Source organism: Paraburkholderia sp. BR10936 (genome assembly GCF_040965735.1).
GTDB lineage: Bacteria > Pseudomonadota > Gammaproteobacteria > Burkholderiales > Burkholderiaceae > Paraburkholderia > Paraburkholderia nodosa_A.
The window spans coordinates 18389-29566 of record NZ_JBFRCM010000040.1 but is presented as its reverse complement, the minus strand read 5'-3'; the positions used below and the strand labels follow the sequence as shown (position 1 = coordinate 29566).

Annotated in this window: 8 protein-coding genes and 2 pseudogenes; 4 read left to right on the top strand and 6 right to left on the bottom strand. The window is 57.2% G+C overall.

All coding sequences use genetic code 11. The features are described 5' to 3' along the window. Positions 1-128 precede the first annotated feature (128 nt). The 3 genes and pseudogenes from AB4Y36_RS39525 to AB4Y36_RS39515 all read left to right on the top strand — a co-directional run. Positions 129-395 (top strand): annotated as a pseudogene (locus AB4Y36_RS39525) (DDE-type integrase/transposase/recombinase); the annotation flags it as partial. Positions 396-1747: 1352 nt separating this feature from the next. Then, positions 1748-2120 (top strand): annotated as a pseudogene (locus AB4Y36_RS39520) (DUF4158 domain-containing protein); the annotation flags it as partial. A 248-nt stretch (positions 2121-2368) separates the two neighbouring features. After that, positions 2369-2995, top strand: coding sequence for a hypothetical protein (locus AB4Y36_RS39515; protein ID WP_069268831.1), 627 nt, complete (start codon positions 2369-2371; stop codon positions 2993-2995). A gap of 291 nt (positions 2996-3286) precedes the next feature. Here the strand turns inward: AB4Y36_RS39515 and AB4Y36_RS39510 are convergent, their stop codons facing one another. From AB4Y36_RS39510 to AB4Y36_RS39485, 6 genes are all read right to left on the bottom strand, one after another. Next, positions 3287-3988 (bottom strand): GntR family transcriptional regulator, encoded by a 702-nt coding sequence (locus tag AB4Y36_RS39510; protein ID WP_342925243.1) that lies wholly within the window; start codon positions 3986-3988, stop codon positions 3287-3289. A 526-nt stretch (positions 3989-4514) separates the two neighbouring features. Continuing rightward, the gene (locus AB4Y36_RS39505; RefSeq protein WP_069268829.1) at positions 4515-5978 is read right to left on the bottom strand and encodes an MmgE/PrpD family protein; all 1464 of its coding nucleotides are present in this window, start codon (positions 5976-5978) and stop codon (positions 4515-4517) included. 21 nt (positions 5979-5999) lie between these two features. Next, positions 6000-7178, bottom strand: coding sequence for a pyridoxal-phosphate dependent enzyme (locus AB4Y36_RS39500; RefSeq protein WP_069268828.1), 1179 nt, complete (start codon positions 7176-7178; stop codon positions 6000-6002). Beyond that, on the bottom strand, positions 7178-8209 hold the full coding sequence (locus AB4Y36_RS39495) for a succinylglutamate desuccinylase/aspartoacylase family protein (protein ID WP_368624657.1): 1032 nt from the start codon (positions 8207-8209) through the stop codon (positions 7178-7180). The genes AB4Y36_RS39500 and AB4Y36_RS39495 overlap by 1 nt, the downstream gene beginning before the upstream one ends. Positions 8210-8234: 25 nt before the next feature. Next, positions 8235-9431, bottom strand: coding sequence for a Xaa-Pro peptidase family protein (locus AB4Y36_RS39490; RefSeq protein ID WP_069268826.1), 1197 nt, complete (start codon positions 9429-9431; stop codon positions 8235-8237). 2 nt (positions 9432-9433) lie between these two features. Further along, positions 9434-10120: a GntR family transcriptional regulator gene (locus AB4Y36_RS39485; protein WP_368662011.1), complete on the bottom strand. Its 687-nt coding sequence runs from the start codon at positions 10118-10120 to the stop codon at positions 9434-9436. A 164-nt stretch (positions 10121-10284) separates the two neighbouring features. Between AB4Y36_RS39485 and ehuB the strand changes: the two genes are divergently transcribed. Then, positions 10285-11169, top strand: coding sequence for an ectoine/hydroxyectoine ABC transporter substrate-binding protein EhuB (gene ehuB, locus AB4Y36_RS39480; RefSeq protein WP_069268824.1), 885 nt, complete (start codon positions 10285-10287; stop codon positions 11167-11169). The last annotated feature ends 9 nt before the right edge of the window (positions 11170-11178 follow it).

The window sequence follows — 11178 nt, the reverse complement described above, 5'->3', positions numbered from 1 at the left end:
GTGCGCCATGCCTATGACTGGAAATCTGCGATGAACCAGTTTGCCATCCTGTTTGGCGAGCGGTTTACGCGGGCGCGCGGGTAGCGTTTTTTTTAACCGCCTCGCCCACAAAAATGCGGACAGGTTCGACGATCCGCCGCTGGTGCGACAAATTCGGCGTGGGCCTCGCACATCGCGTCAAAGTTGCCCGCCGCAAGCCTGGGCGCACATGGCATCTGGACGAAGTCTTCGTTACGTTGCGCGGTGAGCCTTATCTGCTCTGGCGGGCAGTCGACCAGCACGTCGCCGAACTCGACATCCTGCTGCAGAAACATCGCGATAAGGCCGCAGCAAAGCGCTTCTTCAACCGCGTGCTGGCCGCCTGTGCCAACGCGCCACGAAGGATTGTCATCGAACACCAGACCCATTCACCGGAGCAACCATGCGACTATCGCCTGATTCACAGCATATGGCCAGCTATTACCTTCAGCAAGGTTATGACGCGCAGTCCACCACCAACGAGGTTAACCGGCATCGCCCTGGCCGGATTCCCTACCAGGCGGATGACATCCGGCAATTCCGCCAGAATCAGAATGCAGCATCTGTGCTGGGTGGACTGCCCCAACGAGGCAGGGGGCAGTCAGGTCAATCACATGTTCCCCGCGCTTCAATAAACCAACCGACCGTAGCGCCTACTCTTGATCAACAGATCACGCAGTTGCAAGACGAGAGGTCCTACCTTGCAAACGTGGACGGCCGCATCGATCGTCGGATTGCTGAACTGCAAGATCAGTTGCGCAATCCAGCTCCTCCGCCGCAAAGCGCCCCTGCAGGCAGCGGTGGTCCAGCAGCCAGCGCACTGACGCACTACTCTCAAGCCGATCTGACGCGGGAGTTGATTGCGCGCCGCAACCCTCAAGACTTCGCTGGCGCACCATTGCCTTCCGGGATCGATAGTCGCGCAACCGGATCGACGTATGACTCGCGCTATTCCGATGCGTCTGGGCAGCTCCCACCCAGCTCACTTGCCAGTTCCTCAAGAGCGCCAGCAACAGTGACAAATTCCAGCCGCGAGGGCAGGCAGGTGGCAGCCGCGCCCTATCCTCCCCCCTCGCAACGTTCCCGCTCGAGCGCCACAACCGTCAAGCCTATCAATTGCAGCCACAAGCCAGGCGGTGTCGTCAATACGGACACATTTGTTGGATGTGACGTCACCGATGATGAACTGAAGCAAGGCGACAAGAAAGCCCTAGACCGAGTTGCAAGGCGAAAATCAATGTATCAAAAAGCGCAAAAACTAGGCGTAACGACGACCGGCGCGGTTGACCGGGCAGAAAAAGACGCCCGGGCCGCCGCCAAGGGCTTCCCCAGCCGACAGGCGGCTGAGCACGCAGCAAGAGACGCCCTGGCCGCCGCCAGAGGCTTCCCCAGCCGACAGGCGGCTGAGCGCGCAGCAAGAGACGCCCGGGCCGCCGCCAAAGGCTTCCCCAGCCGACAGGCGGCTGAGCGCGCAGCAAGAGACGTCCGGGCCGCCCGTCAGCTAGGGTCGGAGGCAATGGACGCTGATCTTGCCAGAATTCAAGCGGGCGAAAGAGCGTTGGCAGAGAGAGGAGGTATGTCCGTTAACGGGGTATCAACAAGGTAAGCATAAGTTCCTATCATAAGCCTTGGAGTTATAAAGACTGCGCCGGTTATTAGGATTTGTGCAGTAACCTCTGATTTTTCTTGCGCTAATCTGAGCGGCCCTCTGCGATCCGGACGATCCGCAATGGCTACCCTCGAACGCACCGCGTACCCGCGCTTCCCCGAGGTCCTGGCATCCCGGGAACTGCAAACCTGCTACACGCCACTGCCCGACGAGCTCGAATGGGCACGCCGGTCAACGCGCGGCGAGCGACCTCGACTGGGCCTGCTGGTGCTGCTGAAGGTCTTTCAGCAACTGCACTATTTCCCTCCGCTCGATACCATTCCGGCGGCGTCGTTGAACAAGTTCGGGCAGCCGCCGATATCGGCGACACCATGCAATTAGGCTACGACACTGAGACCTCCCCAACGCTGTTCCGGCATTACGCGGCGGTTCGCACCTGGCTCGACGTGAACCGTATTACGGCACCGACGCGAACGCGATCGCGACACGGGCAGGTACCAGCGAACGCACAGAATGATGATCTCCCGATCAAAATGGCGTCCGCCGAACAACCTCTCCGGACTCTTCAGCTTGCTCATCTCGGCTCGTCGGTTCGTTTTGTTCCGACAACTCTAACCCATTCGCCGGCCCTATTTGCACCAGAGCCAGCCAAGGCGGCGAACCCCACAAACAGCATTTCCTTGATTCGCATCAGTGACTTTGCCATTTGGTGGGACTATCTTGCTTGCTAAGCAATAAGAAATGGGTTTTCTTACTGCTACGGAGTTCATCGGGGATACGCGTGTTCTGGGGGGCGGAAGCGAAGGAGTGCTACCGGCCATCGCGTCGTGCGTGCCCATTCAATTCAATGATTTTGCACGAGAGATCATTATGTCAACAGAAGCTGTTGTAGATACCATAAGTTTTCGCAACGATGCCGACCGTGACAAGCTACGCACAGATAGCGGCCTGTCCGAGCAGGAATTTGACGCGGCCTGCAAAGAAGCATATGAGCTGCTCGAAAAAGATGGGGCTATTCTTAACGAATTCAAAATCCGAGCCGTCCGTGGCGCGATTCGTTTTCCATATAAATTGGACATCCCCTTAGCCATAGCGAGCATTCATCTAGAAATTCAAAATCCAGAGGATGGCAAGTACACCGCTGCTGTCAAAAGCAAAATTCTCGGATTTACAATCGGTGAGGCCCTTTTGACATTCTCGGACGGCCAGCTAACTCGTACTGAAAAAATCGGAACAGAAAGCCTCGGTGGCAATTACACCATCACCATACGCGTAAAAGATGGATTCGCCGTGCAATTAGAAGCCCATCTCCACGTAAAAATATTTGGAGTACGCACCGTTGATTTTGGTCCAAAATGGATTTTTTGAACCATTGCCCGCAGCGAATGTAAGGTAAGCGTCAAACCGAGGCCGTCTTGACGATCAGAACTTGGTCTCTGAGAGCCGCTGATTGGCCCCTGACCACGATAAGCACTTATGCGCTACAGGGCATAAGTGCTTACCTTGTCGCTACCCCTTGCCGGGACTCAGTGCCGTTGCGCAGGCTTTGCTTTCGTTCGCGTATGCGCGGGCATGTATCGAGTCGCGGCAGGGTAAAGGAGGCTTCTCGCCGCAGTCCCCGATGCAATTGAGTTAGGCCGACGAGAGGACTGCCTGCATTCAAGGGAAGTCCACGGTACATGCGAGCCTGTCAAACGGCGCTTGGAGGACGCCATAAACGATAATTCCGGGTTCGCTCGTCATCATCCGATATAGCCGCCGCAGCACGGGATAGCCATTGGGAACGCCGAATATTTCTTCCACTTCGGCGGTGGCGGGTGCCGCGTCGATGACCAGATAGGTCCGGGTGACGTGGATCGCGTGCTTGGCCAGAGCGTCGACGACGAAGCGCTCTCCGAACTCGTCCACAATATCGTCGCCGATATCCGGAGAAAGATAGGTCGTGTCGTACACGACTGGCGCATCGTCCATCCAGATCGTTTTTCGGACACAGAGCATCACGTGGTCGGGCAGGGCGATCGTACTCAAGGTCGGATCGGATATTTTCTCTCTCGTGACCGATACTGAACGTATGCTCGAATCGTCAAACGACGGCTGCATCGCGTCGAGTTGATGCAACAGCCGCTTTTGTTGTTTGACGTATGTTCCTTTCCCGGGAATCGATACGAGCGTCCCTGCGGCTTGCAGGTCGCGTAGCGCACGCTTTATCGTAATCGAACTAACACCGAATTCTTCACTAAGCATGGCCGTCGACGGGATCGCGGCGTCGGGAGAATAGGTGCCGACTGCGATGCGTCGACGGAGTTCCTCGCGTACCGTTTCATGCAGCGACGGGGAGGGTTGTAATTGGGGCTTGATCAAGTTGACTCTCGGGCGCGAAAGGTCGATGGGACCAACGGGACTATAGCCCGGGCGTCCATGGATGCCTAGTATCCCAAGCATTTACGGAACGTTTTGCGGACAACGGGCAGCATCCGGCGCACCGCTTTACATCGAAACAGCCCAGGCGTCCTGTGGCGAACTGTCGGATGTCGGGAAGGCGCTAAACAATCGGCGCACCGACATCAACGACGGTTCAGGTCTCACCTTGAAGCTCATGCGCCTCGCAAAATATACTAGGTATCATTTCGGTGTAACCGCCAACTGAAAATAGGGCGATATGGCGCAGCGACCGGCATCCATGGCTTGGGGAGCTTACCCCAAACGGCATAACGGCCCCCGGGGTCGTAACGCGGGCGTCGCGACTGAGCCTCTACGAGAACACCGGGATAGCAACATCACGAGCGCACTCAAGTTTGCCGATCTCGCACTGAAGATCACGAGCTGGCCGATCGGGATCGTTACGTCGGACGCCAAGGGTCCTACTGCCGCTGCTTCGCGATCATCATCAGTCTGCAATGCGCAATAACTCAATGAACTCGCGCATCGAGCCATGGTTTTCCATGTCCATTCCTTGTTCGAAGATTTCCGCGCCTTTCGACACCAAGGCGGTTCCTCGGAGGTTGCGCAGAAACTTCTCTTCCACGTCTGCATCCTCGAACGGACGGCGCCAGTGACCCAGTGGCCATTTCACTGACGTCTCGAGCAAACGACCGTCTGATAGCATGATGGTCACGGACGACATATGCTGATCGATCTTCCAGAATGCTTCCTCAGCGACCGGATCGACTTCGACGTCGATCTTTTCCATCAATTCAAGAACGTCCTCGCTTGCCATCAAGGACGGTTCATACCATTCTCGTCCCGCTTGGAGGGAGAGCGCCGCCATTGCAGATACATACTGGACGGACAATTGGGCATTGATATCGGAAGGCGGTCGCCTGTCGGAGAACCATTCCGATATTCTTGAAATCGTCCGAATCTGAATGCTGCGTATATCTTTGTGGTCAATCGAGTGCTGTTCGGCCAGATTTGAAATTGCTTCGATGGTCGTATGGAGAAATGCGCAGCATGGAAATGCTTTAAAGGACGATTCTCTCGTTCGCCAATTGTGGGCGAGATCAGCAGAAAGCAGGCTGGCATTGAATCGATCGGATCCAATGATGCTAGCGAAACCTCTGTGGGGGTCACTAAGCATCGCGAAGGGGCCGATGATGTCGTGACGTGCGCAGAGTGCGGCCTCGATTCCCGCCAGGGCCATCTGGCCATAGTTCGCCTTGAGTGCATGCGCAGGCTGTCCATACTGGACGTACCACAGAGGCAGACAGGTATTGGCCGCGGCGTGGCCTAGCGCAGAGCGGAACTGCTCTTCCGAGCCGCCAGCGACGACCATGGCGGCGGCTCCGGCAGCCAGGCCGTGCCATGCGTGATATACAGCGAATCGCAGATACACTTCGGGACTGGCTTGCGTGGCGTCGTGCAGTCGGAGACCTGCCTCATAACCGGCGACGACACCGGCGAGAAACCGCTTTGGTGGGGTATTTAGATGTTCGCTGAGCGCCAGCGCGGCAGGTATGACCGTCGCACTTGGATGGCCTACCGCGACGTCCTCGTAGTCGAGAACATCCGACAACCACGCGTTCACCTTGCCAGCCAGCGATGGCGGCATACGCAATGAGGTTCCCAAAACGGTGCAGCCATCTTGTTGTTTGGTGCTCCCGTAGCTGGCCAGGATCTTGCGGCCGAGCACCGTGTCCGTTCCGGCAACAATGCATCCGATCGTGTCCAGCGTCAGCAGTTTTGCCTTATGGACGACGTCTTCGGGAATGCGCTCGTAGCTGAGATCCGTGAGAAAGCGCGCTAACAGCCCGGCGTGTGCATGGACTGGATTGTTCGGAAACAGGATATGGTCCCGGTGTGACGACGCGGATTGCGCGTCAGCCGACGCAGTGCAGTCCTCTTCGTTTATCATTCGTGCCCTCTATGTCTAGAATTATGCTTCGCGAGAAACGTTGATCGCGGATAGCGAATCGCCGAATTCGGGCTGCTCCTTGTAGCCATGCGAAGTGGCCACCATGACGACGCGAGCGTTCTGTCCAATCTGCCCGTGATCTATCAATCTGCGCAGTCCCGTGAGCGAGGCGACACTCGAGCGCTCGAGGTACAGTCCCTCACGCGCGAGTACAAGCTGGTCTGCGATGACCTGTTCATCGCGGACCGCGACACCCACACCGTCAGTCGAATCGAGCGCCAGTAAAGTCTGGCGAGTAACGGTATCGCCTCCGATTGACTCCATGACCGTGTCCCCCGAATAGTCGCTGCAAACCATGCCATGCCCCTGTTGCGCTAGACTGATTCGTGGGAATGGTTCGACAGCGTGAACCTTTGGAATGGAGTGCACCAGACCCGAGTCGCGAAGGTCCCGGTAGCCTTTCGCAATACCCCAGAGCACGTCACCGCGTGCGGTCGGAACGATGATGTCCGTCGGCGGACGCGCCGAAAATTGCAGGTAGAGTTCGAATGCGATTGCGCGATAACCGTCGACGCCAAACGGATTGCTCCCGACGGGCGGCATGATCGAATTTGTGACCGGATACCATTCGCCCTGCCGCACACGCTGGGCGATGAGGGCCCAGCGATCGTCTGGATTTTTGGTCGCGATGATTCGCGCGCCATGCATTTCGATTGCTCTGCGCCAGTTCGGGCTGATTTCCGGTGTCGTCACGACCACACATTCGATACCGGCTCGGGCGGCATAGGCTGCCGTCGAAACCCCGGCATTGCCGCTCGATGCAACCGCGACGGTCGTCGCGCCGACGTCGATCGCTCGCTGGACAACGATTGCACCCATCCTGTCCTTGTGGGAGCCGGTTGGATTGCAGAATTCATTTTTTGTATGCAATGCATCGATGCCCAGTGCGACGGCGAGCCGGGGCAGCGCCGATAGCGGCGTGTTGCCTTCTCCCAGTCCCGTAGCACCGCGATACGACAGCCAGTCCGTGATGTTTTCGGTATTCAGGTCCGCCGGAAAAGCGGTGTAATGCGGTGCGACGCTCGCCGGTGTGCCCGCCCTTTGGCACGACGGGCAACCTTCGAAATAGTCGTCCAGCGCGTGTACTAGCCCGCACTGGATACACTTCATGCCGGAAACGTTGGGATTGAGTCGGCTCATCAGTTCGCTCCCGGGAGGTATGACGTGGCCGCGTCCTCCAAAAGTCCGAAAAGACAATCGCCGCGGCTCGCCAATGCCGGATGCCGCTTGCAAACGACCAGTCCCGCACGGCGGAAGTAGATTTCGACGGGCGGGTCATGCGGTCGGTCGATCGAATGCAGGAGCCCGGCAAGCTGACCTTCTTCGACTCGCTCGCCGAGCTGCGCCATGGGCTCGAACAACCCGTCGTATTCGGCATACACGAACAGGTCCATGCTCTCGCAACTCATCAACGTGACTTGCGCGGGATCGGGCACGTCGCATGACGACAGGATGCCAAGATGCTTGAGAAGTCTGAGCGAGCCCTCTTCGGCCAGCGTACAGCCGTTGCCTCGAAGCGTGGTACCTCCGCCCAGCTCCGCCGTGATGACCGGCACCCCGAATTGGGCAGCTGCAGCAGGCAGTGTGGTATTGCCGCCGCCACCGGCGCCGTCGGTGAATTCCGCAAGCGGCACGCCGAATACACGCAGCAGGTCGTGCAGGCGTTCGATTTCCGCTTCCGTATTTGCGCTACGGACGAGTGCACACGGCATATAGTCGAGCGAGCGGCCGCCCGAGTGGAGATCAACGACGAGATCGGCCATCGGCAGAAGCACTTCGCAGACATAGTGCGCGATCATTTCGGTGGCGGTACCGTGCGCGCGCCCGGGATAGACGCGATTGAGGTTGCCTCCGTCAATGGGTGAAACCCTTCGCCCCGCCTTGACCGCCGGAAAGTTGAGTGACGGAAGAATGATCACGCGTCCGTGCAGATTGTCGTGGACTAACTGTCTCGCGATGCGCATAAGGCCGATCTGGCCTTCGTACTCGTCGCCATGCGTTCCCGCGAGCAGTACCGCAGTCGGACCGTCGCCATTTTTCACGCAGACGACCGGAATCGGAATCCAGCCATACGCGGACGTGTCGGTGGAAATCGGCAGCCGCAAGCAATCGACTTGCTTGCCGTTCTTTTCGTAGTCGATCGTCGACCAGATTCGTGTAGAGCCTGACATGTGAAACCTATGAGAGATCGGATGTTTATCGAATCACGGGAAGGGTTTCTGGCGAGGGTGGGCACAGGAACTCGATGCCGGACTCGGTGACGAAGACCACTTCCTCGAACTGAAACACAGCGCCATCGCGCTCAAGTTTCGGTTCGATGTGCAGAATCATCCCTGGCTCGATGACCGTCGTGTCGGCCCTCGACAGCGACGGCGGCTCGGTTACGTCGAGGCCACCACCATGACCGATGCGCGATACGGCGCCGTACACCGACCCCAATGCGGCGTCGCGCCACAGTGCGTCGAAGTGTTGGTACACCTCGGAACACGTGATTCCGGGGCGGATATGGTTGACAACATCCAGCGTCAGCAATCTCACCGCCGTGTAGGTCTCGAGTTCCCAATCCTTGGGGTCACCGGCACGAGCGATCCGATTGCGATCGGCCGGATACCCACCATACGTAGCGCGAAAATCGGTCCATACGTAATGACCTACTTCGAGCTTCCGATCCTTCGCCGTGCGAGCGTAGGCGAAATCGCCGCTGGAAAAGAGCATCGCAATCGGATCGGCACTTTCGGCGCCGTTCAGATAGATCTGTGCCTGCATGAGGTAATAAAGTTCGTACTCCGTCATGCCAACATAGGCGTGCTTGATCGTCTGGTCGAATGCCGTATTGACGATCTCATATGCGGTTCGATTGAGATCGGCTTCGAATCTGGACTTGACCAGCCTGACTTTCCAGATCGCATCGGCTGCACTTTTGACGCGACCGCTCGCATCGATCGAACTGAGCGCGTCGATCAATCCCAACGAACCACGTCCGAACATGTCTTGACCATAGTCCACTGCAATATGGACACCGCTCCCGGTCGTCTTGCCCTCTAGCCAGTCCGAAACAGCGGTGACAGCTTCGTCAAGATAGCCTTTGTAGTAGACCGGCTCGAAAATTCGATCTCTGAGCTGGATCGTTGTTGCTTCGCCAAGGCTGCCGAAGAGTGCGAAGTCTTGGGATGAAATGGCAGCGAAGATCGGGCGTGCTTTGTGATCCCAGGAGAGTTCCTGGTAGTCCGTGAAATAGTCAACGTTTTTCTTGTCGGTCAAAACAATAACGTCGATCCCGGCTTTTGCCATTTCCCGGCGGATGTTGGTCAATCGCTGGCGGAGTTCGTTTTCGGGAACCGGGGGAGCCGGCGCACGGAAGACGGCAGGAATGTCGAGTTGAAGTGCAGTCATCTTTAGATCTCCATGTCATGAGACGGAAAGTCAATGGAACAGGCGAGGCGATCAAACGGAGCTTGAACAACGCCATAGATCGTCAAATTCGCGTCGGTGGTAATCATCTTGTAAATGCGACGCAGCATCGGATATCCGTTCGGAACCCCAAATATCTCGGCCGCGCGATCGGAAGCAGGAAAGGCTTCCACAACGATCTGTGTCTTGACGAGCCGGATGCCGCGGCGCTTCAGCGCGTCGACGATAAAGCTGCTGCCGAACTCGTCGATGATCTCGTCTTCTACGTTCGCCGAGAGGTAGCTGGCGTCATAGAGAAGTGGTGAGCCGTCTGATGAGATGACTTTCCTGACGCAGAGCATTGTATGGTCGGGGGCCGCAAGCGTGGCCATGGACGGATCACCGATCTTTTCCCGCGTCACCGAGATCAAGCTGATGTCGGCCCCATGCAGGGACGACATGCGCATATCGAGTTGACGCAGGATTCGCTGCTGTTTCTTCACGTAGGCGCCCTTGCCGCGAATCGTGACCAGCACGCCAGCGGCCTGCAAGTCACGCAGCGCCCGCTTCACGGTAATCACGCTGACATTGAATTCTTTACTCAACATGGCGGTGGACGGAATCGGCATGTCGCTCGCGTATATGCCATTCCTGACCCGCTTGAGAAGTTCGTCGCGCACTGTCTCGTACAAGGACAAAGTTGTCTCCAGTATTGGTCTGTTTATTCAAGCGGCTTTAGATCGACCTTCCAGTTTCGCTACTCGGGTAAACACGAGTGCACCGTCGAAGATCGTTGCTTGACATGCCTGGTATGCCAAGTATACTCAACGCACCAACAAAAGGAAAGGAGACAGTTATGACGATCCAGGTCTGGAGTAAACGGCTGGCGCTTGTTCTTGCTGCGGCGAGCACGCTGATTGGCGGCAGCATCGCCCAGGCGCAGTCAAGCGATAGCCAGGCGATCCACGGTGGGGAAATCACGGTAGGAATTCACAATCAGGTGCCGTGGGGATACCGAAACGCCGATGGCAGCGTTTCTGGCGTCGGTCCTGACATGATCCGGGCCGTTCTCGGTCAGGTGGGTGTCAAGAAAATCAACTTTGTCGTCGTCGACTTCGACGCGCTGATTCCGAGCCTGCTCTCCAAGCGGATAGATGCCGTAGCTTCGGGCTTGGCAATTACCCCGACGCGCTGCAAACAGGTAATTTTCAGCAATCCGGATTTGGCTATCGGCGATGCGCTTCTGGTGAAGAAAGGGAATCCTCTCAATATCCATAGTTATGCGGACGTTGCAAAGAACCCAGCGATTCGGTTTGGCGGCGGACGGGGAAGTTCTGCTGTCGAGCATGCGATCGCTGCCGGAATCCCCAAGGATCGGATTCTTCTGCTTAAAGACGTCGAGTCTTCGGTCGGAGCCATTCTGGCCGGTCGCATTGACGCCGACACCGAATCGGCTTCAACTGTAATCAGTACGCTCAAGGATCCAAACGTCGGCAACCGGCTCGAGCGCGCGACGCCCTTTACCGGGTTGGTAAAGAATGGGCAGCAGGTTGCCAATTACGCGGCAATCGCATTCCGGACGGAGGATTCGAAACTGCGTGACCTGTATAACGCGGGGCTAGCAAAAATGAAGGCCGATGGTTCGATCAAGAAAGTCTTCGAAAAATATGGATTCGGGGAAACCGAGATGGCGCCAACTGACGTAACGGCGAAAGCGGTGTGTGGCGCGGATTATCGATGATCGGGATTT

Excerpts from the sequence above, each read along its gene's own strand:
- AB4Y36_RS39515 (WP_069268831.1), top strand. The coding sequence starts at position 2,369 with ATGGGTTTTCTTACTGCTACGGAGTTCATCGGGGATACGCGTGTTCTG.
- AB4Y36_RS39505 (WP_069268829.1), bottom strand. The coding sequence starts at position 5,978 with ATGATAAACGAAGAGGACTGCACTGCGTCGGCTGACGCGCAATCCGCG.
- AB4Y36_RS39500 (WP_069268828.1), bottom strand. The coding sequence starts at position 7,178 with ATGAGCCGACTCAATCCCAACGTTTCCGGCATGAAGTGTATCCAGTGC.
- AB4Y36_RS39495 (WP_368624657.1), bottom strand. The coding sequence starts at position 8,209 with ATGTCAGGCTCTACACGAATCTGGTCGACGATCGACTACGAAAAGAAC.
- AB4Y36_RS39490 (WP_069268826.1), bottom strand. The coding sequence starts at position 9,431 with ATGACTGCACTTCAACTCGACATTCCTGCCGTCTTCCGTGCGCCGGCT.
- ehuB (WP_069268824.1), top strand. The coding sequence starts at position 10,285 with ATGACGATCCAGGTCTGGAGTAAACGGCTGGCGCTTGTTCTTGCTGCG.